This is a genomic window from Kribbella sp. NBC_00709 (assembly GCF_036226565.1).
In the GTDB taxonomy this organism is placed as follows: Bacteria; Actinomycetota; Actinomycetes; order Propionibacteriales; family Kribbellaceae; genus Kribbella.
Window position 1 is genome coordinate 8,636,841 of the sequence record NZ_CP108996.1, and the last position, 21,405, is coordinate 8,658,245.

The following is a 21,405-nucleotide window of genomic DNA, read 5'->3' on the forward strand; positions in this document are numbered from 1 at the left end:
TGGCCCTGAACCGCGGTCGTCGGCGGAACCACGCTGACAGTATGAACACTTCGTCGGCCGGGGCGCGTAAGCCCTCGCGTGCTTGGGTACTTCTCGCCGTTGTCGTCGTCATGACGGTGGCTCTGGCGGCGACCGCTCTGGTGCGCAGACACAGCACCACCTCCGGTCCCGCACCTCCAGTCGTGCCGACGACGGTCGACGGCAGCTTCGGCGTGCTCGGTCCGACAGCCGATGCGACGGGTCAGCACGAGCATTGTGGCGCTCCTCCGGTGCTCACCGCCCCCCAGGCGAGGCAACGCCTCGAGACGACGACCGATCGTTTCCCGTTCTACCGTGACCCGATCGACGATCGGGGCCACGTCCTCTACCGCCGGTACGACGGCCGCTTCGGTCTGCTCCTCGCAGCATGACCGACAGCGGCGTGAGCCGGGCAGCGCAGGCTTCGACTACCACGAGGGACTTCTGGTCCCTTCGCGGAGGAACTTGGCCCCTGCCCTCTCCCGGGCCGCCGTGTTGTGCTGAGTGTGGGCCCGCCGACGCGTGGGTTGCGTCACCGCCCCACCGGACGTCGCACCCGCGCCTGGTAACGCACGTGCCGAGGAGAGGAATCCGATCGTGACCACCAGCATCGTTGCCGGGTACGACGGCTCGCCGGCCGGCGAGGCCGCGGTCTGGTGGGCGGCGGCCGAGGCCGAGCGCCGGCAGTCGAGACTCCGGCTCACCTACGCGCTACCGCTGCCGTTCATGAGCAGCCCGCTCGGGGTACCGACCGTTCCACTGCCGACCGAACGTCTCCGCGAGACGGCCGAACATCTTCTGGCCGAGCTCGCCCGGCGGGTCCGCGAGGTCTGGCCCGAGTTGGCCGTCGACGCCGTCGTGACCTTCGCCGGCGCCACGCAAGCCTTGTTGCAGGAGGCAACTACTGCCGATCTGGTCGTGGTCGGTTCGCGCGGCCTGGGCGAGTTTCGCGACCTGGCGATGGGATCGGTGTCGGCGCATGTGGCGACGCATGCCAGTTGTCCCGTGGTGGTCGTGCCACCACACTGGGAGCCGGGCCGGACCGGCTCCGGAATCGTCGTTGGCGTCGATGGCTCGAAGCGCTCACTGGAAGCGATCGAGTTCGCCTTCGAGCAAGCTGAGGCCACGCATTCGGGCTTGACGGTCGTGATGGCGTGGCACGATCCGGTGAGCAGCGGGCCGGACGACCCACTGCCGCTGGTCTACGACCTCGACGTGCTCGAGGAGGAGAGTTCCGCGCTGCTTGCCGAATCGATGGCCGGCCAGCGGAACCAACACCCGGACGTGCCGCTCCGCGCAGAGCTCGTCCACGGCACCGCCCGCGAAGTGCTGACCGAAGCCGGCGAGTCCGCCGAACTGCTGGTGGTCGGCTCCCGCGGGCTGGGCGCGTTCCGTGGCCTGCTCCTCGGCTCCACCAGCCGCGCCCTCGTCCACCATCCACCCTGCCCGACAGCGATCGTCCGCTGACAGTTGCGCGTTCGATCGCTCCTCGCACGCCCATCGGTCCAGACCCCGTCGGGAAGGAAAGTCAGCGGCCGAGCAGCTTGTCGAGCCAGCTCCCGCCCTGCCCTTCGGACTTGGGATGTCCGGGGCACCACTGGCCGTCGGGAACCATCGCCTTCACCTGGGCGACGTGCTGTCCGCACCCCGCCCAGGTGGTCTTGCTACAGGTCTTACAGGTAACAGGTCGGCACATCGATCTTCTCCTTCGACGGGAACCATGAACAGCCGCTGACCACTGCCCGGCCGGCCAAGACGACTGTGAGAGCGATCGTCACCGCTCGCTCACGCCTCCGGGCGGACCAGGTCGAGTCCGGCCTTCGCGGCGTTCTCGAACTGGTCGTCGACCGCAACGATCGAGCGTCCGGCGGCATCCAGGAACGATGCGGCGATCGATGCCCGGTAGCCGGCGGCACAGTGCACCCACACCTCGCCGGACGGGACCTCCGCGATCCGCTGTGGCAACTCGTGAATCGGGACGTTGACTGCATCCCGGATCCGCGCGGAGTCGTACTCCTCGGTCCGGCGGACGTCCAGTATCACAACTTCGCGATGGTGACGGACCTGCTCGAGGTCGGCGAAGGTCGCGGTCGGGAACGAGACGGGTGCATCGATGCTCCACTGCTCCGGTCCGCCGGTCGCCTGGGCCGCGGGCCGGTCGATGCCGATCCGCACGAGCTCCCGCTGCGCTTCGGTGACCTGCGCCGCGGTTTCTCCGAGCAAGGTCACTGGCGTTCCCCAGGTGATCAGCCAGCCGAGGTACGTCGAGAACGCGCCGTTCAGCCCGAAGTTCAGCGTCCCGTGCGCGTGACCGGCCGCGAAAGCGGTCCGGGCGCGCAGGTCGACGACCCATTCGCCGGCTTCGATGCGACGACGCAGTTCGGTGGCGTTCGCTTTCGCGGGCAGAGACAGGTCGGGAGCGCTGGGTCCGACCGCGTTCGCAGGAGCCATGTGGGCGTAGTACGCCGGCCACGCGCCGAGCCCGGCCAGCAGTTCGCGGACGTAGTCCTCCTCGTCCTGGGTCAGCACGGGATTTGTCCGCTTCTCCTGGCCGATCGTCGACGCGGTAGCTTCGGACTGGGTCGCGGAGCAGAACGAGCCGAATCCATGCGTGGGGTAGACCCCGGTCGGGTCGGGCAGCGTCTCGACGAGCTTGTGCGCCGAGGCATGCTGATGCCGCACTAGCGCCTCGGTGTGGCCGGGGCCCAGCAGGTCGGGGCGCCCGGTCGCGCCGTACAGCAGTGATCCACCGGTGAAGACCGCGACCGGCTCGTCGAGCTCGGTCAGGGCGTACGACAGGTGGGTGAAGGTGTGACCCGGCGTGTGGATCGCACGCACCCGCATCCGGTCGCCGATCTCGACGATCTGGCCGTCGTGGATCGGGGTGCGCTCGAACGAGACCTTGTCGTCGCCGTTGACCAGGTACGTCGCTCCCGTCGCCCGCGCTAGCGCGAGCCCACCGGTGACGTAATCGTTGTGGATGTGGGTCTCGAAGACGTGCGTCAGCCGAACGTCGTCGGCACGGAGAACCTCCAGGACACGGTCGATGTCACGCTGCGGGTCGACGACGAATGCCACCTCGCCGTCGTGGACGAGATAGCTCCTGTCGCCCAGCGAAGGTGTTTCGACAGTGCGCACGATCAGGCCCGCACCCGGTACGGGCCGGCGTGGCGTGTCGGTCTCTCGCATCGGAAATTCCTTCCTGCTCCGGCTGCCGGACTCGCATCTGGATCCCCCCAGGGGGATGTGTCGTCGACGGTAACACATCCCCCTGGGGGGATATAGGTTGGAGGTGCAACCCGGGCTTCGGCCTCGACGAACCTGGAAGAAGGGCTCTGATGGACCTCGAACCGACTGAGATCAAGCCGATCGTCACACGCATGAAACGGGCCCACGGGCATCTCGGCAGTGTGATCCGGATGATGGAAGAAGGATCTGACTGCGAAACCGTCCTGACCCAGCTCGCGGCCGTCAACAAGGCCCTCTCCCGCGCCGGCTACGCCATCGTCGCCACCGGCCTGCAGCACTGCCTCACCGACGACGACAGCGACGTCGACGTGGCAAAGATGGAAAAACTCTTCCTCGCCCTGGCATAACCCAGGTCGGCGCAAGTCGCCCGCTTGCCGAGTGGCAGCTGGCGACCAGCTTGCTCAGATCGACACGCATCGTCCATCGACTGGAACGTCGTCTTCGTGCTCCTGCCGACAATGATCATCGTCGGCATCCTCCGCCGTACCGGCATGTTCGAGTACGTCGCCATCTGGGCAGCCAAACGCGCGAAGGGATCACCACTGCGCATCAGGCCTCGAATCGGCGGCACCGCGACACTCATCGGCGACCCACCCAACATCATCATCATCATCGCCAGCCGATCCGGACTCACCTTCGACGACTTCCTCATCCACCTGACACCAGTCATCGGCATCGCGGCGCCGTACCTCTGGCTGCGGTACTTCGTCCTGTCCTGGCGATCACCGGCGATACCCGCCGCCAGGATGCCGAACTCAGCAACAAGGGCGTGAAAACCGGGTATCTCCACAGCCTCAGAGTCCCGAATCCGTTCGCTGAGTACACGTTCGAGTTCTCGGTGACAGGCGGCCGATACTTCTGCGCAACCATCGGCATCGACACTCAGGCATCAAGCGGAGTGTGGCGGCTTTCGAGACCTACCTGGTCGGCCAGACCGCGGCGGACTACAGCGTGGGCCCGGTACTGAGACCTGCAGTCGGGCCCGTCTTCTCCGCCACGAGGGCCGCCCGTGCATCTGCAGCCGCGACGGCGCCGAACTCGGCAGCCGCCGGCCGTGCCGAGGCTGGGGCCGAGTCCACTGAGCAGCCTTGCGACGTCCTGCGCCCCGGGCACAATCCCTACCGTCCGGGGCGCAGGACGTTAGCCGTCAAGTTGTGGTTCGTCGCCCGAGCCGGCCGGTACGACGAGGGTCGGGTCGCTGCCGCCCATGTCGAGGCGGAACGGTGGATAGACGTCGGTCATCAGGGCCGCATAGCCGGCGACCCGTAGGGCCCAGCGGTTCATCCCGAGGATGATGTCGTACAGCGACCTGGGGTAGGCGCCGGTGAAGGCGAGAATCACGGCCGCGATGACGACCAGGATGCCGACGAGACCGCCACCGCCGCTGAGGTTCCACTGCCAGTTGTCGGTCCGGTCCACGGCCCAGGCTCCACCGCCGACAAAGACACCGACGACGATGTAGTGCGGGATGGCGAGCAGCCACCACTTCACCAGGACCAGGCCGCGCGACAACTGCGCCGGGTAGTCGACGGACAGGTGGGCGGGATAGTCCTCGACGTCCTTCAGTGTGAACGGTGGGTACTTGTCCGTGCCGAGCGCGCCGTAGGCGTAGTACGTCACTCGCCACGACCACCGCATCACCCCGACGTTGTAGTCGAAGATCGCGCGCGGATACCGACCGGTGAACAGGATCGCGAAGAATGCGATGACAGAGCTGACCATGAAGCCGATCCACAGGAACGCCAGTACGACGTAGTGCGGGATCACGAGGATCCACTTCACCAGCCAGAGCCATCTCGACGCCTTCGGATCCAGCGCGGCGTTCACGTGCACGGGATAAGCGACCGATGTTGCCATTACAACCATCTCCCAGCGGACTTGCACGATGAGAGTAGGAGTCCCACCCTCGCCAACTGCTTCTCAGCCGAGAGGCAGCGGTGTCTTCCCTTCGACCACTGGGGGGCTGCTCGCTGACGGCTTGAGGCCCCTGGCGATCATCCAGATCGCCACACTGACCTCCCAGACGAACACCGGCAACGCCAGAACTGTGTGGACGCTCTGGCCGTAGACGCCGAACAACATCGCGGTTGCCGACAGCGTGACCAGCGTGCCACCGGCCATCCCCAGGAAGGTGATTGCCCGCGGCACCAGATCCGCGCGATACAGCAGATACGCCAGCAGGACACTGTTGATTCCCAGCACCCAGCTCGGCCCGAGCAGGAAGGTCCAGTCGTGGATCGCCACCAGAGAACGCTCGACGGTGGCAACACCGACGCCGGCGCTGTCCGCCGTACCGCCGAGGTCCTGCCGTAGCGTCACAGCCGTGAGGACGCTGACGGCACCGACCACGATGATCGAGGCTTCCAGGAGCCGGCCGCAGACGTAGCCGAGGGCGATGCTGTGGTTCTGCCGCTTGACCACCGGGTAGAGCGTGACCGCCGTTCCGATGACCGTCACGACCAGCAACAGCTCAAGGAATCCGCCCAGCAGCACGCGACTGTCGGAACTCGACGCGACCAGGTAGTTGCCATCGCGGAGCACCGGTCGGTACAGCAGCAACGCGGGGATCGAAGTGATCTCGGTACCCAGGAAGAAGATGCCCGCGATCATCGCGGTACGCCTGGTGGTGCTCATCTGAGCCATGCGAGTAAGCCCCTTGCAGCAGCCCCCCGGCCACCCATAGGTGTTCTGCGACGAACAGGCTTGGGTCCACCACCCGCATACGCCCTATCGCTGCCCACCATCCTCTGGGGCACACGCCCTGTCAACGTTCAGCTCCATGGCCTCAAGCCGACGCTTGCGCGTGGACAGGGCTGGTGGCATGGCCGATGCTGAGGGCAGCGCGGTGAGATCTTGCGCTTGGTGGTCGTGAGGGTCGCCACAGGTTCGTGCCGTGCCGGGGGGGGGTTCGCATGGGCACGATCAGTAGTCGGCAGGACGGTACCGAGGCATCAGAGCGATCCGTAGCGGGGGCGCTTTCGCCGGCCGGGTCGCGGCGCCGAACCGCTGTGGTGACGGGGAGCCTGTTCATCGGCTCGACCGTGGCGTTCATGGTCGCGGCGACGGTGTTGTCGATGACCTTCGACTGGCCCGACATTCTGCGGCAACCGCCGGACGTCGTACTGCCTGAGTTCGCGGATGGTGGCGCGAGTCTGGTGTGGACCTGGTTCGCGGTCGCCTGGACCTACGCCGTACTCGCAGTCCCGATCTTGCTGCTTCCGGCCGCCTTGGCTCGGCGCGGGGATGCAGCCCTGCGGGTGGCCACCTATGTCGGCGCCGCCTCGGTCTTACTGGCATTGATCGGGTTCCTGCGCTGGGTTTTCGTCGTACCGGCGCTGGCCGACTCGTACATGAGCGGTGACGAAGGCACCCGCTCGGCCGTGGCTGCGGCCTGGACCGCTCAGCACCAGTACGGCGGTGCGCTGCTGGGTGAACATCTCGGTCAGCTTCTCGGCATCGCCTGGTCGGTCACGGTCAGCGTGATCATCCTGCGCTCGCATGTGCTGCCCGCGTGGGCGGGTTGGCTGGGTCTGCTCGCGAGTGCCCTGTACTTCGTCAACCAGGGCGACATCCTCGCCACCGCAGTCTCGGGCTTCCCCGTCTGGGACCTGGGCGGCCTGATCGGCAGCTATCTCTGGGCCGTATGGATCATTGTCCTCGGCGTCCTGCTGCTCAGGCGGGTGAACACCGATGCCCGCTGATCCCGCAGCATCACGATCGGACTTCCTGCGAACCTGGTTGCTCTGGACCGCAGGCTTCCTCGCGTTCCCCATCGCCGGCATCGCCGGCGACCTGGCGGCGGGCCGCGTGGATGATGCTCTCGCTGCATTGCTCGGTGGCCTCGTCAGCGGACTGGTCGTCGGCACCGGACAGGTGCTGGTGAGCCGCCGACGCCTCGACCCCCGCAGATGGATACCGGCCACCGCGATCGGCATGGGCGCCGGCCTGCTGCTCGGCGCTGCGACCGTCGGGTACGGCACCTCGTTGGGCGACCTGGCCCTGATGGGGGCTCTCACCGGCATCGTCCTCGGCCCAGCCCAAGCCCTCGCGCTACCCGTCCGGACCCACCAGAGATGGGCCTGGGCCGTCGCCCTGCCGATCCTGTGGGCGTTGGGCTGGAACAACGTCAGCGAACTGCGTTCCAACCTCACCTGGTCGACCCCGTCCCCACTGGCGAACACCGCAGCAGTCAGCAATGTCGCGGGGGCCGAAATTCCCGCGGCGATCGAGCGCGCGGAACAGACCGCCCGTGGCGCCGGACTCGACGGGTTGATCAAGATCGGCATCGAGTACTGGAACACCGGCTACTACTCGAACCCGATCGTCCAGAAGAACCTCGACGCCGCGCTGAGCGCAACCGGCCAGACGGAGGCAACGAAGTACTGGAAGGCCGCGCAACGTGATGCCGACGGCAACGGCTTCGGTCCGTCCGGGGACGCCGCGTGGGCCTGGCTCGTCAACCTCCAGCACACGTACTTCGTCAGCGACTGCCTCGACATCGGCAAACCGCAGATCGAGCCGCAGGACCTCCTCGCCGCCGTTACCGATCGCACCCACGAACTCTGATCCTTGATTCGGCTTGGCAGGAGTCTTCGTGGCAAGGCCAGGTGCGCTGCCTCATCCCGGACGACGAGTTCGAGACAGGCTGCGACGGCGGTCATCTGCTCCGGCGAGGAGATGGCGCCGACTTCGGTGCGGACTCAGCCTGTTGCTGGTCGCACCTGTCCTGGCCGTGGAACGCAGACACAACATTCTCAACACCGATGGAGTCGCGGCCGGAGGGCATGGATGGGCGGCGGGTCGTGTAGGTTGCTGGTTGGTGTGCCGGGAAGCCTGGTCGGCGACAGGGTGTGGTTTGTCGACCGAGGGGGTCTCTCGTGGTGTTTCGGATTCTGCTTGCCGTTGCCGGCTTGGTCGTGTTGACCTTCGCGGCCGATCATCTGGTGCTTGGATCCTCCCGGCTGGCACAACGGATGCAGATCAGTCCGGTCGTGGTCGGAGTCGTTGTCATCGGTCTGGGTACGTCGGCGCCCGAGTTCCTCGTCTCCGGTGTCGCCGCGGCGCGCGGGGACACCGGACTGGCGGTCGGCAACATAGCCGGGTCCAACATCCTCAACCTCACTCTCGTGCTCGGGATCGCCGCGCTGGCAGGATCGGTGGCTGTGACGTCACAGGTGATCCGGCGTGAGGTACCGCTGGCCGTCGGTGCTGTCACACTCTTCGCATTCCTGGCATGGGCGGGCCTGAGCCCGGTGACGGGCGTTGTGCTCGCCGTCGCGGGCGTGTGTGCGGTGCTGGTCCTGCTGCATTGGGCCGGCCAGGGCCGCGGTAACCAGGAGGTCGCGACCGAGGCCGCGGAGTTCACCCAAGCGACCGCGACCGTGGATTTGCCTATGCAGCCGTCGCGACTGCCGGCATGGTTCGAACCGGTGCGCGCGCTCCTCGGCCTGGCAGGAGTGCTGGCCGGAGCGCAACTCCTGGTGTCCAACGCGTCGGCGATCGCGGCCGATCTCGGCGTACCGCAGGTCATCATCGGGTTCACGTTGGTCGCGCTCGGTACGTCGTTACCTGAGCTGGTTACCACCGTTCAGGCTCAGCGCCGCGGCGAATCGGACCTCGTTGTCGGAAATCTGTTCGGCAGCAACTTGTTCAACAGCCTTGTCGGAGGCGCAATCGTCGGACTCGCATCCGGTTCGGCCACGCCTGGACGGGCCGCCGTCGCGCTGAGCGTCACGATGATCCTCACCGCCGGACTGGCCTGGATGCTACTGCGCCGAGGCCTCGCCCTGAACCGAATCGAAGCCCTGGTCCTCCTCGCCGCCTATGCACTCACCATGCCGCTGCTGCTCTCAACGTGACACGCCGCGGGTTGCCGGCGACGTGGCTCACTGACACCAGCCGAGGACCGTCGGCTCACCCGGGTCGCGATCTGTTTGCTCCCGACCCCTGCCATGGGGGAAGGTAGTGGACGGAGTGCCGGGAAGTCTGGTCGGCAGTGCCCGTCCCCGAGCCGGGGTGCGGGTCGATCAGCGACCCCGGAGGAGTTGGCATGAGAGCGCTGCTAGAACTCCGGCAGACTGCATGCCGACGGCTTCAGTTCGACGTATCGTGCAAAGGTGCACGCAGAGCAGATGGCCGAGGAGTTCCCAGTGGTCAGCCTGGACACGGACGCCCTCGAGGCCGTGTCGTTGCTGGCGACCCGTCGGCTGCCGGGGCTCATCGTGATCGACGACAAAGGGCGTCCGCACTCGGTGTTGCCCGCCTCGCAGGTGGTGCGGTTCCTGGTGCCGAGCTATGTCCAGGACGATCCGTCGCTGGCGAGGGTGATCGACGAGCCGTTGGCCGATCAGGTGGCGAGCAAGCTGGCCGGTCTGACGGTCCGCAAGCTGCTCCCGTCCGAGCCGGTCGAGCTGCCGGTCGTCAACCACGACGACACTGTGCTCGAAGTCGCGGCGATCATGGCTCGGCTGCGCTGTCCACTGGTCGCCGTTGTGAAGGACCACGAGATCATCGGCGCGATCACCGCGTCCCGCCTGCTGGAGCTCGTCGTCTCTACACACTGATCGCCGGGGCGGCCGCGTGACTGCGATCGCCTTGGTCGTCTTCCTCGCTGCGTATGTCCTGATTGCTACCGAGTGGACGCACAAGTTGCTGGCCGCGCTCGGCGGAGCCGGCGTTTTGTTCGCGCTCGGCGTCACCGACCCCGACCATGCGTTCTACTCGCAGGAGACCGGGATCGACTGGAACGTCATCTTCCTCCTGCTCGGCATGATGATCATCGTCGGCGTGCTCCGCCGTACGGGCGTCTTCGAGTACGTCGCGATCTGGGCGGCCAAGCGGGCCAAAGGATCGCCGCTGCGGGTGATGATCCTGCTGACGCTGATCACCGCGATCGCCTCAGCGTTCCTCGACAACGTGACCACGGTGCTGCTGATCGCGCCGGTCACACTCCTGGTTTGTGACCGGCTCGGCATCAGCCCGGTACCGTTCCTGATCGCCGAAGTGATGGCCTCGAACATCGGCGGCACCGCGACGCTGATCGGCGACCCGCCGAACATCATCATCGCCAGCCGCTCCGGCCTCACTTTCAACGACTTCCTGATCCACCTGACCCCGCTGGTCATGATCCAGCTGCTCGTCTTCGTCCTGGTGCTGCCCCGGTTGTTCAAGGGTTCCTTCGCTGCCGATCCAGATCGGGTCGAGGACGTTCTGCGGCTGAACGAGCGTGAGGCGATCCAGGACACTCGACTGCTGATCAAGTGCGGGGTCGTCCTGCTGGCAGTGTTCACCGGCTTCATCGGCCACGCCATCTTTCACATCGAGCCGGCAGTCGTCGCCCTTCTCGGCGCCGGCCTGCTGATCCTGATCTCGAAGGTGCCGACGAAGGACTACATGGGCAGCGTCGAGTGGCAGACGCTGCTGTTCTTCGCCGGGCTCTTCGTCATGGTGGGCGCGCTGGTCAAGACGGGCCTGATCAGCGACCTGGCCCGAGCCGTGGGCAATGCGACCGACGGCAAGCCGTTGCTGGCCACCATGCTCATCCTGGTCGTCTCCGCTGTCTTGTCCGGGATCGTCGACAACATCCCGTACGTCGCCACTATGAGCCCCGTCGTCCTGGAACTCACCAAGAACGTCACCGACCCCGCCCACGCCCACGCCCTGTGGTGGGCCCTGGCAGCCGGCGCCGACTTCGGCGGCAACGCAACCGCCGTCGGCGCCAGCGCCAACGTCGTCGTGATCGGCATCGCGTTGCGCGCCGGCCACCCGATCAGCTTCTGGGAGTTCACCCGCAAAGGGGTCGTAATTACCGCGATCACCATCATCGTCTCGGCGCCCTATCTCTGGCTGCGGTACTTCGTCCTGTCCTAACCGCCACCGACGGCCCGCTGTGCGGAAGTCGTCGTGACCGACCGCCAGCGACTGGCGACACTCCTCCGTCGGGACTTGACGTCACGGGTGCGGTGCGAGGTGGGCATGCCTCTGGGTTCATGTCGTGCTCCGATGCTGCGGCCGGATTGAGCGTGCTTTGAGAGCTCGTGACGACCGGATACATCCAGGGTCCTCGTGCTTATAGTCAGGCCAGGCACAGGCTGATATCCGTCGCCGTCAGGTGGATGGTGTCCCCTGCTCCGGTTCCGGCCGACCTCGGTCGGCGCTTCCGATGCTGTGCCGGCCAGCGCGCTGGTGACGAACCGCTACACCCCGGCGGTCGTCACCAGCGCCGCGTCTGCGGCCGGCGAACCAGAAGCATGACGCGGTCGCCCGACCGAGGAGGCATGTGATGGCACGCGACGTCGTCGTCGTGGTGGAGAGTGAACTGTCCGAGCGCGACGCAGCCGAGATAGCCGGCCTCTTTCCGGGTCCCGGCGGGCCGGTGAACTACCACCTCCTGCTCGCGGACGATCACCGTGCCACCGACCAGGGGGTCGCGGAACCAGGTGTTCTGTCCCGTGGCCCCTTCGGATCCCCTGCGGTGGCACGGCGCGGCGGAGCTGAGCCGGTCACCGGCAACGACCCAGCCGTGGATCTCGGGCATCGCATCGAAGATAGCGCCAGGCGACTCCGCTCGCTGAGAGCCGGAGACGTCGCCGTGGCAGTGACCCCACGGAGACTTGCTGTCCGGCGCGCGGAGTCTGGTGAAGTCCATCGGCTGCCGGGACGCGATCGTCGTCGTGAGTTCGGACGACTACTCCGCCTTCGTGCTGCCCGATCGGAAACAGCGGCTTCGCGCCTACCTCGGCGTACCGCTGCTGCATGCGGTCGAGCACGTCTGATGGCCTTGGAAGCGTTTGTTGAGGGCACTTTGAGAGCCCTTGACGTTCCGTTCAGGCAGCTGATCCTGGCTGGGATTGGCTCTGTCGTCGAGTCTGGCCGAGGCGCACCGGTGAATCGGGGCCGGACGCCACGCCGCTGGGTGTGCTGGTGATGGCTACTGAGGGGACGCTTGTCATCAGCACACCCGGGAAGGCCGGCCGGAAGTGAGGAGACCGTCCAGTGCGATCCGAAGTAGCCCCCGCACCCTCGCCACCCCAGCTTGCCGCGCTGTGGCTCGCAGGTGCGTTCATCTCGCTGGCAGGCTTCGGACTTGTCCAGTACGTCGACAGTCTGGCGCCGTGGATCCCGGGACCTGAGTCGGTGGTCTCGGGACTCTTCCAGACCCCCCTCGCACACGCTGTCGCCCACCTGGCCCTCGGCGCAGTCGCGCTCCTGGCGGCCGGATCAACTCGAACGTGTGTCGTCTTCCTGGCCGCGGTCGGCGGGGCGATGCTGATGCTCGTCGGCTACGGACTACTGGACGACAGTCCGGCGTTGCCCAGCCTCGTGCCCGACCCGGGCGCAGACGCGTGGCTCCACCTCGTCCTCGCGGTCGGCGCGATCGGCGCCGCGTGCCTGACCGCGCTGCCGCGCCGCCTGGTGAGCTCCTGAGGGCTCAGTCGTCGTCTCGCGAGTTCTCGCGACGGACTCGGACGTGGACGTCCGAGGCGATGTCGAGTGCCGTCAGGGCGTGGTGCAGCGCTTCCACGCACGGTTCGCCGGCGGTCGGCATTGCATACAGGCACAGAGCACGGCGTCCGTCCGTCGTCCAGCCGGCCTCCTCGATCTCACCGGCCTCGTCCAGAAGCGGCTCCCAGCCTTCTTCCGCCAGGTGTGCGAGGCCCTCCCGGCGATCGGCGTCGTACAGCGAGAGGCCGTCACGCGTTCGGCCGCCCAGACAGTCCGACCAGGCCGCCTCGACCAAGGGATCTTCAGGCGCAGGGACATCGTTCTGCGGGCGCGGCGTCACGAGATACCCCGTTCCCGTGACGGGATCAAGGTAGGCGGTGTGGGCGGCGAACTCGACGACGGTCACATCGACGTAGCGCCGGCGGGTCGAGTCGCGGTCGAACGGATTCATTGGCGGTGTTACCTCACAGAGCCGGGCTGGGCGTCCCCGGCGGATCGAGCTGGCTCGGGAGAGCCTGCAACGCGACAGGGTCACGCGACCTCGACGGCGAAGACGCGGTCGAGACCGGTGCGGCGAAGTACGTCGGTCATCTTGCGGCCGGCGTGCCGGATCACGACGCCTCCGCCCCGCTGGCGACACACACGGTGGGTGTCCAGCAGAGCCGCCAGGAGTGTCGACGACATCTCACCGATGTCGGAGAGGTCGATGACGACCAGGCAGGCCCCCTCCATCACCACACTACGCAGACGCCAGCGCAGCGCGGTCAAGCCGCTGCTCAGATCCGCATCGGAGATCGTCACGATGGCCTTCTGCGGGAGCGGAGTACGGGTAGCATCGGTCATCGGCTGTCGCCTTCCGAAGTGTTGTGGCGTTGATACCACCGTGCACTGCCGACTTTGAGATCGGTCGTCGTCCTTCTTGACGATCAGATGACATGCGGTACCCGGAGGGCACATCCGGACCGATGATTGCGACGATGGGGCCATGCCGATGCGAGTTCTGATCGTGGAGGACGACGACCGTATCCGGGCCGTGCTGCGCCTCGCGCTCGAAGACGAGGGCTACCAGGTCGCCGAGGCCGCCGACACCCCGTCCGCCCTGGCCGAGGTCCGATCCACGCTTCCGGACCTGATGATGGTGGACCTGATGCTCGGCGAGGTGGACGGCTACACCTGCATCCGCGAGGTACGGCGGATGACCGACATCCCGATCGTGATCGTCAGCGCCCGCTCCGACACCCACGACATCGTTGCCGGGCTCGAGGCCGGAGCAGACGACTACGTCACGAAACCCTTTCAGATCAAGGAGATCACTGCACGCCTGCGCGCCCTGCGCCGACGGCTGCGCAGCAGCACCGATCCGGTCGAGGCCGACGTCATCCTCGACGCAGGCCCGGATCGTCGGCTCGTGCTGTCCACGTCCCGAGGTGCGGTGACACTCGACGGCAGCGACGTTCCGCTGACCGTCACGGAGTACCGGCTGCTGGTCGAGCTCGCCCAGCCGCCCGGCCGGGTGCTCAGCCGGTCGGCCCTACTCGCCTCGGTGTGGGAGCACGGGTACTACGGGGACGAGCGCATCGTCGATGTCCACATCAGACGGCTGCGCACCAAGATCGAGCGCGATCCCGGCAAGCCGCAGATCGTCGTCACGATGCGAGGAATGGGCTACCGGCTGGATCCGCAATGAGGTTCGTCCCGGGGACCTTCGGCCCTCGCGCCCTGGGCCTGCGGCACCGGTTGGTCCTCGCCTTCGCGCTGGTGGCTCTCCTGGTATCAGCAGTCTTTGCCATCAGCACCTACCTGCTCGCACGCGGGTATCTGCTGGCACAGCGGGAGCGCGTCGTGCAACATCAGTCCTTCGCCGATGCGGTGTTCATCCAGCGCCGCCTCGAGAGCGCCGGCGCCGACGTCTCGGCCGTTCTGACCGCTGCCGGTACACCGGCCGGGCACACGATCGTCCTCAAATGGCAAGGCCAGTGGTACGCGTCATCGTTGGATCAAGGCCGCGACGCTGTGCCGTCCGCAGTCCGCGAAGCCGTCGCCGACGGAACCGCCACCAGCCAACGGTTCCGATCCGACGACGGCCCCGCGATGGTCATCGGCGTGCCGATTCCAACCGTGCAGGCAGAGTTCTACGAGATCGCCCCGCTCACCGAGCTGGACGGCACCCTGCGCCTACTCAGCGGCATCCTGTCAGGCGGCGCACTGCTCGCGACCGCCGCCGGAGCCGCCCTCGGCGTATGGGGCAGCAGATCGGTCGTCACCCCGCTGAACCGGGTCGCCGCCACCGCGGCATCGATCGCAGGCGGAGATCTCGACACCCGGCTGCCGGCGACGCTCGATCCGGAGCTCGCGACCATCGTCGGCTCGTTCAACAGCATGGTCGACACCTTGCAGCAACGCATCAACCGGGACGCACGGCTGGCGGCCGATGTCAGCCACGAGCTCCGCTCGCCCCTGACGACCTTGGTCGGCAGCGTCGACCTGCTGAACGCCAGGCGGCACGAGCTGTCCGATCGTTCACAGCGTGTCCTCGACCTGGTCACCGCCGACCTGCACCGCTTCCGGCGACTGCTGGAGGATCTCCTCGAGCTCGCCCGCTCCGACGGCGGGCTCGATCTGCGACCTGGCACAGTGATTGAGCTGACCTCACTGCTACGACAGGTACTCGGGGAGACCGGCCGCGAGGCGACGCTCCTGACCGGCCCCGAGGATCTGCACGTGGTTGCCGACAAACCGCGCCTCGGGCGTCTCTTCCGCAACCTGTTCGAGAACGCCGAGCGCCACGGGGATGGGCTTGTCGGCGTTGAGGTCGCCCGCTCGGAGGGCGACCTGCTCGTGTTCGTCGACGACGCCGGGCCGGGTATCCCGGCTGACGACCGTGAACGGATCTTCGAACGCTTCGCCACCGGGCCTGGCGGGCGAGGTTCCTCGTCGGGCACCGGACTCGGCCTGGCTCTGGTCGCCGAGACCGCGACGGCGCACGGCGGCACCGTGTGGTGCTCGGCGTCGCCGGCCGGCGGCACCCGGTTCGTCGTCCGGCTCCCGGAGGCCGGCGCATGAGGGCGGTACTTGTGGCCCTCGCAGTCATCCTGCTCGCCGGCTGCGGCATTCCCGTCCAGCGGCAACCGGCACCGATCGATCCGGCGGCCGTGCCGTCACGCCTCCAAGGCACCGGCTCCCCGACATCCGGACCAGCCTCGGCGACACCGGGCAAGCCGGCGATCCAGGTGGTGTTCGCTCGGAAGGATCGGCTGGTGACGTTCGTTCGCGACGCACCGAGCCCAGCGCCCACGGATCGCCTTCAGACGGTCATCTCGGCGTTGCTGGCCGGACCGAGCACGACAGAGCAGGCCGACGGTGTCACGTCCGCACTTCCGCCTGAGCTCACCCTCACTGTGGCTGGTGTGCAAGGCAAGCGGGTCGACCTGGAGCTCTCCGGCGAAACCGACGGCAGGTCCGCCACCGAGAACGTTCTCGCCGTCGGCCAGATCGTGCTGTCCGTCACCGCGCTCTCCACCATCGACGAAGTGACCTTCTCCCGGAACGGCCAGCCGGTCGAGGCTCTGCTCGCGGACGGCGCGCTGACCACCGAGCCTTTGACGGCCGCCGACTACGCCGCACTCCGTTCGCGCTGAAGTCACCAGGTGACGGACTCCTCGACACCGGCGGGCGACCACGCCGCAGCTCACCTGGCCGCGTACTCGATACGCACCAAGGGCAGCCGAGCTCCGATATCGGAAGGGAGCGGACCATCACTCGCCAGATCGGGGAGAGCCAGCGTCCGCCCGAGCGCCTTGGCCGCGCGCCGATGCCGGCGCCGGTAATCCTCCAGACGACGAGGGACTTCACCGGCCGGAATCGCTGTCGCCCGACCTCCGGCGCCCCGCCGCCGCCCGGACCACACCCGCACGACAGGGTCCGCGAGGACGTTCCGGTACCACTGGGCGCCACGGCCGTACCCCGACACCACAACCAGGCCGTCCGGATCGCGCTCGAGCACCTCCAGCACGACGTACCGCGCCTGCCCCGACACCCGGCCACGATGCTCGAGCATCGTCAGGCGGTTCCCCATGAGGAACCCGAACCCGGAGCGGAACAACGGAATCGGCGCACGCGCCACGACACGCGGAATCCGCCGGGTCACTTGTCAACACCTCCGGACAACAACGACACATGCTGCCGCAAGGTGTCGATCCCCAGAGCCGGCAACAACCTCATCGCCGACATCGCGTCGTATCCATGCCCGAAGAGGTCGATCATGTACCCCTGCGGTCGCGGCCGAGGTGCCCGCTCCAGCAACACCAACTGATGGCCGGCAGGCGCCAACCCGTTCGCCGGCGTCAGACCCGCGATGCCAGCACCACATATCACCACTCGCACTATTCGCCACCTCCGTCGATTGTCAGGTCACGAGACGATGCAGCACGTCCGCGGCCGCAGACGTCGCCGGTCCGGCGCCGAGGCCTCGATGCAGCAGAATCCCGTCGATCGATGCCGCCAGGACTGCTGCTGTCGCTGCGGGTTCGGGCACGCCTCGATCCGTCAGCCAGGCTGCGAGTCGTGCCCGCAGGTCGTTGAGCACGGCAACCAACTGCTCACGAAGCCGCGCGTCCCGGGTGCTCGCGAGGTAGGCCTCCACGAACAGCACGGACATGGTGTCGGTGCCGGAGTACTGATCCACCGATCCGATCAGGGCGTCCAGCAACTCCGCCGACGTACGCACACGCTCCATCCGGGCACCGGCCTCGTCCAGGACCTGGCGCATGGACGTGAGAACGGCCTCGTTCAGCAGGGCCTGCACCGAGGCGAAGTGGTAGTGCACCACGCTCGGGCTCACGCTTGCTCGCTCGGCAACCATCCGGGTGCTGACAGCCGACCACCCTCGCTCCGGGATCAACTCGACTGCCGCCGTCAACAATCGGCGGCGCACCTCGGCACCCTGCTCCGCAGTTGGCGTCACACCCATCTCCTCTAGGACACTCGTCCTGTACGACTGTCCTAAAGTACTCCGGCTCGACCGCCGAGGCAAACCGGGTACGGCCGCTCGGCAGGAAGCTCGACGTGATCCCGCCGGCCGACACAAGTCCGGGCGATCTCGGCGACATGAATTGCGTTGAGCAATATTTGGTGTCGACAACTCACAACCGTCTTGCAGTTGACACCCGGATGAGGCCCACGCATGGTTCTTGTCCGACGCCGCGCTCAACGGCGAGCCACCGCACTTCCTGCAGCCTCCTGTTGACCGATCAGTTCAGGGCTGGAAGTGCTGCAGATCAGCAGCGGCGTGGAGCGCTGTCAACGCCTGGTGCAGATTCTCGAGAACGAGTTGTTCGAACGACGTACGGACCGCGAACAGGCACACCGCGGTGCCGCCGCCGACGACTTCCCCGGCAACCTCGACATCGCCACGCTCGTCTTCGAGCAGTGTCCATCCCGCTGTCGAGAGGCGGTCGAGGAGCCGGACCAGATCGGCGCTCTGCAACGACATCCCCGCTCCTGGACAGTCGCTCCACTCGGCAGGCCAGGACAGGTCTGCGAAACCTTCCTCTGCCAAGATGTCTGTGTTCCGTGGCGGCATCACCAGGAGCCCGGTTCCGCTCTGGGGCTCGAGGTACGCAACATGTGCGGCCGACTCCATGGCCAAGATCTCGACGATTCCGGTGTCCCCGATCTCGATGAACACCTCGCTGTCCCCCGCGACCTGGCGCGGCGGACTCGGCTGTACGTCGAGGTTCCGGTGATAGTAGGCAGAAACCACGGCGAGCGGGATCCTGCAGGTCTTGAGGTTGTGCGTCACCCGCACCACCCTTGCGACCTCGTATTGAGATCGGCCGGACCGGTTCTTGACGATCTCATGACGACGGATGCGTCCCTTTCTGACGTCATGCGTTGCGGTGAGCAATATCTTGTCGGCCAATTCATCGAGATCGACAGGTCAGACGACACCGGCACGATGAGCAGCCGAGTCCAGCAGAAGGCTGCGGCCAGGGAACCCACCTTGCCGTGGCGTGACCAGGTGATTGCCACCGCTTTGAGTTCTCTTGACGACGGGGTCCGCACCCTTTGGCGTCGGTGAATCGGCGGGTACGTCTTGAAGCCGGGCTTCATGACAGAGACAGGAGAGGCACGATGACTCGGCTCGATGAGATCGCAGATACCGATAACTGGTTCGACGTCGCAGTACTGGTCGAGAACGAACTCAGCGGCACGTCCGCAAGGCGAATGACCGAGATGTACCAGGTGAAGAGCACACCGCTTCGCTACCACTTGGTGAGGCCCCTCGGCGACGCGTCGGCTCGCGCCGACGGCTCCCGTGAAGAGGCCGAGCGTCTGATGCAGAAGAGTGTCGAGCGCATGGAGGCACTGCAGGCGCCCGTCACCGGAGTCGTCTCCGATCAGGAACCTGTCGGCGCGTTGCTGGAGGTAGCCGCGAGGACCAACAGCGAAGAGGTTGTCGTCGTGACCGGACGGCATCGGCTGGCGAGCCTGCTTGGCCGGGACCTCGCATCACAGCTGCGTTCCCAGGTGGACCTGCCCCTGGTCCACCTCGTCGAGCGCTGAGGCAGGTGATTCGACGTAACTCCACCCAGACGGCATTACTGCTGTGCGAGATCAGGGCCGGCATGCCGGTGATCGATGCCAGTGGTTTCTCGCCGTCAGGGCCATTGATCTGAGCATCGAATGCGGACGCTGGATCTGAGCACCCCCTACGCCTACATCCGCACCCGAGTTCCCGACGGGACATGCCATGAACAATACGATCTCGATCATCTCGATCGCGATCGTCTTCGCGATCGCACTGCATATAGCTCTCAGGAAAAAGTGAGTACCCCCGACAAGCGCGGCCGTCGTCCTTGACGATCTGTTGACCCGTGGATTGAGACTTGTTGACGATCCTCGGCCATTGTCTCCTCCGGCTGGAGACCGACCGTTTCCCGGTCTACCGTGGCCGTCGGACCGGGCCATGAACAGGCGCGAGGCCCGGGCCGACCGGATGCTGGACGGCGGCCGCCGGGAGGCGACCGTCGCCGGCATCCACCAGCGCCTGACGCGCTCCGGTCCGGGTCGTGCCATCGGCAGCGAGCCGCTCGAGGGTCGCCCGATCAGCTTCTGGGAGCTCACCCGAAAGGGCGTTGTGATGACCGCGGTCACGGTCCTCGTCGCAGCGCCGTACCTCTGGCTGACGGTTCGCCCGGGTTGCGCAGCGTCATCCGCGTGGCTGTGTCGCCGGCCGACAACCACGCATAGCTGGTCTCCACGGAAACGGACCTTGAGCGGTACACATCACCAGCCGTTCGAGGGGCGCCAGCGCGACGACCTCGTAGGTATAGGCGAGTCGCCGGCCGAGGAGATGAGCGACGAAGTCAAGGTCAAGGTCAAGGTCGAGGCCGGCGGCGATATCCAGGGTGATGATCGCGCAGTCGAGTGCGTCGAGAGTCGGATCCTCGACGGTCGGCTCACCGTAGAGGCACAATGCCTCCCGCCCGTCAGCGGTCCTGCCGGCGATCTCGAGACGACCGTTCTCGTCGTACACGCCAACGCGCCGACATCGCGGTCAGGTCGGGGTGTCACGAGGTATCCGATCCCGGTGAGAGGGTCCAGGTAGGCGGTGTGCGCCGCGAACTCGACGATCGTCACATCGACGTAACGCGGCGAACTCTGATCATGCTCGGGCGGGTTCATTTCCTCTTCTGTTCCTGATCAGGCAGCTTCCTGGTCACGCGGCTTCGACGTCGAAGACGCGGTCGAGGCCCGTACGCCGCAGCACGTCGCTCATCTTCCGGCTCGCATGGCGGATCACCACGCCGCCACCGCGGCGCCGGCACACGCGATGGGTGTCGAGCAAGGCGGCCAGCGCCGTCGACGAGATCTGGTCGACCTCGGACACGTCGACGATCACTAGACACACCCCGTCCATCACCAGGGCCTGCAACTGCCAGCGCAGCTGGCTCAACCCAGTGGCCAGTTCGGTGTCCGACAGCGGTAGGATCGCCCGCTGCGGAGGAGGGCTGCGGGTCGTATCGATCATCGAGGATCCTTCGCGCCGGCGCCGAGGTGGTGATACCACTGTCGTGGTTCGAGTTTGAGATCGGAGCTACCTGCATTTGACGATCCGATGACGAGGTACGCCGTACCGCGCAGGCGCGCGCGGTGACGGACTCACCAACCGAGCCGGCTCGCGGCCTCCGCGACGACTGCCGGCTCATCGGCGGCGCCCGCGAACGCCACCAGCGCGCGGATGAGCTCGCGGCGTCGCCCGGCAGGCATCGCGAGCACGATCCGCTCGATCTCCGCCCGCCGCTTCCGGGTGACCTTGCGCACCAGCTTCCGTCCCTCCGTCGTCAGGTCGATGACGACCTCACGACGGTCCTGCGCGTTCTCCCGCCGATCGACCAGACCGGCCGCGATCAGCCGATCGACCATCCGCAACGCCGTCGACGCGGTCACATCGAGCCGCTCGGCCAGCAGGTTCAGCCGGCTCGGACCATGACCGTCCAGAACAACGAGCGTACGGAACTGCGTCAGCGTCACCGACTCTTCGACCTGGGCCAGGGACCTGGCCGAAACGCCGACAAGCACCCGCGACGCGGTCAGGACAGCGGCCACCACCTCGTCGACGGCCTCCTCAGGCGCAGCCTCGGCCGCCCGGTTGGCTGCACCGGTCACGGCTCCACCTCCACAGCTTGGTCT

At 66.8% G+C, this 21,405-nt stretch carries 29 protein-coding genes; 16 read left to right on the plus strand and 13 right to left on the minus strand.

Annotated features, from left to right (window positions below; translation table 11 throughout):
- Positions 1-41: 41 nt before the first annotated feature.
- Together OHA18_RS41990 and OHA18_RS41995 are read left to right on the plus strand one after the other, a co-directional pair.
- Positions 42-410: a hypothetical protein gene (locus OHA18_RS41990; RefSeq protein ID WP_329000999.1), complete on the plus strand. Its 369-nt coding sequence runs from the start codon at positions 42-44 to the stop codon at positions 408-410.
- 205 nt (positions 411-615) lie between these two features.
- Complete coding sequence (locus OHA18_RS41995) at positions 616-1,485, plus strand: universal stress protein (RefSeq protein ID WP_329001000.1); 870 nt, start codon at positions 616-618, stop codon at positions 1,483-1,485.
- 61 nt (positions 1,486-1,546) lie between these two features.
- Here the strand turns inward: OHA18_RS41995 and OHA18_RS42000 are convergent, their stop codons facing one another.
- Both OHA18_RS42000 and OHA18_RS42005 read right to left on the minus strand, forming a co-directional pair.
- Positions 1,547-1,714: a hypothetical protein gene (locus OHA18_RS42000; protein WP_329001001.1), complete on the minus strand. Its 168-nt coding sequence runs from the start codon at positions 1,712-1,714 to the stop codon at positions 1,547-1,549.
- Between the two features lie 89 nt (positions 1,715-1,803).
- The gene (locus OHA18_RS42005; RefSeq protein ID WP_329001002.1) at positions 1,804-3,207 is read right to left on the minus strand and encodes an MBL fold metallo-hydrolase; all 1,404 of its coding nucleotides are present in this window, start codon (positions 3,205-3,207) and stop codon (positions 1,804-1,806) included.
- Positions 3,208-3,356: 149 nt separating this feature from the next.
- On the opposite strand from OHA18_RS42005, the gene OHA18_RS42010 reads away from it, so the two are divergent.
- Positions 3,357-3,614, plus strand: coding sequence for a metal-sensitive transcriptional regulator (locus OHA18_RS42010; RefSeq protein WP_329001003.1), 258 nt, complete (start codon positions 3,357-3,359; stop codon positions 3,612-3,614).
- 24 nt (positions 3,615-3,638) lie between these two features.
- On the plus strand, positions 3,639-4,040 hold the full coding sequence (locus OHA18_RS42015; protein ID WP_329001004.1) for an SLC13 family permease: 402 nt from the start codon (positions 3,639-3,641) through the stop codon (positions 4,038-4,040).
- A 367-nt stretch (positions 4,041-4,407) separates the two neighbouring features.
- Here the strand turns inward: OHA18_RS42015 and OHA18_RS42020 are convergent, their stop codons facing one another.
- Together OHA18_RS42020 and OHA18_RS42025 are read right to left on the minus strand one after the other, a co-directional pair.
- Entirely contained in the window at positions 4,408-5,124 is a 717-nt protein-coding gene (locus tag OHA18_RS42020) for a DUF4389 domain-containing protein (protein WP_329001005.1), read from the minus strand.
- A gap of 63 nt (positions 5,125-5,187) precedes the next feature.
- Entirely contained in the window at positions 5,188-5,901 is a 714-nt protein-coding gene (locus tag OHA18_RS42025) for a DUF4386 domain-containing protein (protein ID WP_329001006.1), read from the minus strand.
- Between the two features lie 377 nt (positions 5,902-6,278).
- Between OHA18_RS42025 and OHA18_RS42030 the strand changes: the two genes are divergently transcribed.
- From OHA18_RS42030 to OHA18_RS42050, 5 genes are all read left to right on the plus strand, one after another.
- Positions 6,279-6,968 (plus strand): DUF4386 domain-containing protein, encoded by a 690-nt coding sequence (locus tag OHA18_RS42030; protein ID WP_329001007.1) that lies wholly within the window; start codon positions 6,279-6,281, stop codon positions 6,966-6,968.
- Positions 6,958-7,833: a hypothetical protein gene (locus OHA18_RS42035; protein ID WP_329001008.1), complete on the plus strand. Its 876-nt coding sequence runs from the start codon at positions 6,958-6,960 to the stop codon at positions 7,831-7,833. The genes OHA18_RS42030 and OHA18_RS42035 overlap by 11 nt, the downstream gene beginning before the upstream one ends.
- Positions 7,834-8,144: 311 nt before the next feature.
- On the plus strand, positions 8,145-9,125 hold the full coding sequence (locus OHA18_RS42040; protein ID WP_329001009.1) for a calcium/sodium antiporter: 981 nt from the start codon (positions 8,145-8,147) through the stop codon (positions 9,123-9,125).
- A gap of 258 nt (positions 9,126-9,383) precedes the next feature.
- Positions 9,384-9,830, plus strand: coding sequence for a CBS domain-containing protein (locus OHA18_RS42045; RefSeq protein WP_329001010.1), 447 nt, complete (start codon positions 9,384-9,386; stop codon positions 9,828-9,830).
- A gap of 16 nt (positions 9,831-9,846) precedes the next feature.
- A complete protein-coding gene (locus OHA18_RS42050) occupies positions 9,847-11,136 on the plus strand; it encodes an ArsB/NhaD family transporter (protein ID WP_329001011.1) in 1,290 nt (429 codons plus the stop codon).
- Positions 11,137-11,479: 343 nt separating this feature from the next.
- Here the strand turns inward: OHA18_RS42050 and OHA18_RS42055 are convergent, their stop codons facing one another.
- On the minus strand, positions 11,480-11,803 hold the full coding sequence (locus OHA18_RS42055; RefSeq protein WP_329001012.1) for a hypothetical protein: 324 nt from the start codon (positions 11,801-11,803) through the stop codon (positions 11,480-11,482).
- 100 nt (positions 11,804-11,903) lie between these two features.
- Between OHA18_RS42055 and OHA18_RS42060 the strand changes: the two genes are divergently transcribed.
- The gene (locus OHA18_RS42060) at positions 11,904-12,041 is read left to right on the plus strand and encodes a hypothetical protein (RefSeq protein WP_329001013.1); all 138 of its coding nucleotides are present in this window, start codon (positions 11,904-11,906) and stop codon (positions 12,039-12,041) included.
- 220 nt (positions 12,042-12,261) lie between these two features.
- The gene (locus tag OHA18_RS42065; RefSeq protein WP_329001014.1) at positions 12,262-12,693 is read left to right on the plus strand and encodes a DUF4383 domain-containing protein; all 432 of its coding nucleotides are present in this window, start codon (positions 12,262-12,264) and stop codon (positions 12,691-12,693) included.
- A 4-nt stretch (positions 12,694-12,697) separates the two neighbouring features.
- Here OHA18_RS42065 and OHA18_RS42070 read toward each other — a convergent pair whose 3' ends face one another.
- Together OHA18_RS42070 and OHA18_RS42075 are read right to left on the minus strand one after the other, a co-directional pair.
- A complete protein-coding gene (locus OHA18_RS42070) occupies positions 12,698-13,162 on the minus strand; it encodes a hypothetical protein (protein WP_329001015.1) in 465 nt (154 codons plus the stop codon).
- 80 nt (positions 13,163-13,242) lie between these two features.
- Positions 13,243-13,554 carry an STAS domain-containing protein gene (locus OHA18_RS42075; RefSeq protein ID WP_329001016.1) on the minus strand — a complete coding sequence of 104 codons (312 nt, stop codon included), beginning with the start codon at positions 13,552-13,554 and terminating at the stop codon, positions 13,243-13,245.
- A gap of 142 nt (positions 13,555-13,696) precedes the next feature.
- On the opposite strand from OHA18_RS42075, the gene OHA18_RS42080 reads away from it, so the two are divergent.
- Genes OHA18_RS42080 through OHA18_RS42090 form a run of 3 tightly spaced genes read left to right on the plus strand, consistent with a single transcriptional unit; the run spans position 13,697 to position 16,349 of the window.
- Positions 13,697-14,398, plus strand: coding sequence for a response regulator transcription factor (locus OHA18_RS42080; RefSeq protein ID WP_329001017.1), 702 nt, complete (start codon positions 13,697-13,699; stop codon positions 14,396-14,398).
- Complete coding sequence (locus OHA18_RS42085) at positions 14,395-15,774, plus strand: HAMP domain-containing sensor histidine kinase (RefSeq protein ID WP_329001018.1); 1,380 nt, start codon at positions 14,395-14,397, stop codon at positions 15,772-15,774. Before OHA18_RS42080 ends, OHA18_RS42085 begins: the two co-directional genes overlap by 4 nt.
- The gene (locus OHA18_RS42090) at positions 15,771-16,349 is read left to right on the plus strand and encodes a GerMN domain-containing protein (protein WP_329001019.1); all 579 of its coding nucleotides are present in this window, start codon (positions 15,771-15,773) and stop codon (positions 16,347-16,349) included. Before OHA18_RS42085 ends, OHA18_RS42090 begins: the two co-directional genes overlap by 4 nt.
- A 50-nt stretch (positions 16,350-16,399) precedes the next feature.
- Here OHA18_RS42090 and OHA18_RS42095 read toward each other — a convergent pair whose 3' ends face one another.
- The 4 genes from OHA18_RS42095 to OHA18_RS42105 all read right to left on the minus strand — a co-directional run bounded on the left by OHA18_RS42095 (position 16,400) and on the right by OHA18_RS42105 (position 18,511).
- Complete coding sequence (locus tag OHA18_RS42095) at positions 16,400-16,858, minus strand: nitroreductase family deazaflavin-dependent oxidoreductase (protein WP_329001020.1); 459 nt, start codon at positions 16,856-16,858, stop codon at positions 16,400-16,402.
- Entirely contained in the window at positions 16,855-17,094 is a 240-nt protein-coding gene (locus OHA18_RS43475) for an NAD(P)-binding protein (protein WP_442914363.1), read from the minus strand. Before OHA18_RS43475 ends, OHA18_RS42095 begins: the two co-directional genes overlap by 4 nt.
- Before the next feature lie 22 nt (positions 17,095-17,116).
- Positions 17,117-17,674 (minus strand): TetR/AcrR family transcriptional regulator, encoded by a 558-nt coding sequence (locus tag OHA18_RS42100; RefSeq protein WP_329001021.1) that lies wholly within the window; start codon positions 17,672-17,674, stop codon positions 17,117-17,119.
- 291 nt (positions 17,675-17,965) lie between these two features.
- On the minus strand, positions 17,966-18,511 hold the full coding sequence (locus OHA18_RS42105; protein WP_329001022.1) for a hypothetical protein: 546 nt from the start codon (positions 18,509-18,511) through the stop codon (positions 17,966-17,968).
- A gap of 332 nt (positions 18,512-18,843) precedes the next feature.
- Here OHA18_RS42105 and OHA18_RS42110 point away from each other — a divergent pair, with 332 nt between their 5' ends.
- Together OHA18_RS42110 and OHA18_RS42115 are read left to right on the plus strand one after the other, a co-directional pair.
- Entirely contained in the window at positions 18,844-19,275 is a 432-nt protein-coding gene (locus tag OHA18_RS42110; RefSeq protein WP_329001023.1) for a hypothetical protein, read from the plus strand.
- A 433-nt stretch (positions 19,276-19,708) separates the two neighbouring features.
- On the plus strand, positions 19,709-20,320 hold the full coding sequence (locus tag OHA18_RS42115; protein WP_329001024.1) for a hypothetical protein: 612 nt from the start codon (positions 19,709-19,711) through the stop codon (positions 20,318-20,320).
- 111 nt (positions 20,321-20,431) lie between these two features.
- On the opposite strand, the gene OHA18_RS42120 is transcribed toward OHA18_RS42115, so the two are convergent.
- Together OHA18_RS42120 and OHA18_RS42125 are read right to left on the minus strand one after the other, a co-directional pair.
- The gene (locus tag OHA18_RS42120) at positions 20,432-20,743 is read right to left on the minus strand and encodes an STAS domain-containing protein (protein WP_329001025.1); all 312 of its coding nucleotides are present in this window, start codon (positions 20,741-20,743) and stop codon (positions 20,432-20,434) included.
- Between the two features lie 131 nt (positions 20,744-20,874).
- Positions 20,875-21,381, minus strand: a complete 507-nt coding sequence (locus tag OHA18_RS42125) for a MarR family winged helix-turn-helix transcriptional regulator (RefSeq protein ID WP_329001026.1) — start codon at positions 21,379-21,381, stop codon at positions 20,875-20,877.
- Positions 21,382-21,405: the final 24 nt, after the last annotated feature.

Excerpts from the sequence above, each read along its gene's own strand:
- OHA18_RS41990 (WP_329000999.1), top strand. The coding sequence starts at position 42 with ATGAACACTTCGTCGGCCGGGGCGCGTAAGCCCTCGCGTGCTTGGGTA.
- OHA18_RS42000 (WP_329001001.1), bottom strand. The coding sequence starts at position 1,714 with ATGTGCCGACCTGTTACCTGTAAGACCTGTAGCAAGACCACCTGGGCG.
- OHA18_RS42005 (WP_329001002.1), bottom strand. The coding sequence starts at position 3,207 with ATGCGAGAGACCGACACGCCACGCCGGCCCGTACCGGGTGCGGGCCTG.
- OHA18_RS42010 (WP_329001003.1), top strand. The coding sequence starts at position 3,357 with ATGGACCTCGAACCGACTGAGATCAAGCCGATCGTCACACGCATGAAA.
- OHA18_RS42020 (WP_329001005.1), bottom strand. The coding sequence starts at position 5,124 with ATGGCAACATCGGTCGCTTATCCCGTGCACGTGAACGCCGCGCTGGAT.
- OHA18_RS42025 (WP_329001006.1), bottom strand. The coding sequence starts at position 5,901 with ATGAGCACCACCAGGCGTACCGCGATGATCGCGGGCATCTTCTTCCTG.
- OHA18_RS42035 (WP_329001008.1), top strand. The coding sequence starts at position 6,958 with ATGCCCGCTGATCCCGCAGCATCACGATCGGACTTCCTGCGAACCTGG.
- OHA18_RS42055 (WP_329001012.1), bottom strand. The coding sequence starts at position 11,803 with ATGCCCGAGATCCACGGCTGGGTCGTTGCCGGTGACCGGCTCAGCTCC.
- OHA18_RS42070 (WP_329001015.1), bottom strand. The coding sequence starts at position 13,162 with ATGAATCCGTTCGACCGCGACTCGACCCGCCGGCGCTACGTCGATGTG.
- OHA18_RS42075 (WP_329001016.1), bottom strand. The coding sequence starts at position 13,554 with ATGACCGATGCTACCCGTACTCCGCTCCCGCAGAAGGCCATCGTGACG.
- OHA18_RS42080 (WP_329001017.1), top strand. The coding sequence starts at position 13,697 with ATGCCGATGCGAGTTCTGATCGTGGAGGACGACGACCGTATCCGGGCC.
- OHA18_RS42085 (WP_329001018.1), top strand. The coding sequence starts at position 14,395 with ATGAGGTTCGTCCCGGGGACCTTCGGCCCTCGCGCCCTGGGCCTGCGG.
- OHA18_RS42090 (WP_329001019.1), top strand. The coding sequence starts at position 15,771 with ATGAGGGCGGTACTTGTGGCCCTCGCAGTCATCCTGCTCGCCGGCTGC.
- OHA18_RS42110 (WP_329001023.1), top strand. The coding sequence starts at position 18,844 with ATGACTCGGCTCGATGAGATCGCAGATACCGATAACTGGTTCGACGTC.
- OHA18_RS42115 (WP_329001024.1), top strand. The coding sequence starts at position 19,709 with ATGCTGGACGGCGGCCGCCGGGAGGCGACCGTCGCCGGCATCCACCAG.
- OHA18_RS42120 (WP_329001025.1), bottom strand. The coding sequence starts at position 20,743 with ATGATCGATACGACCCGCAGCCCTCCTCCGCAGCGGGCGATCCTACCG.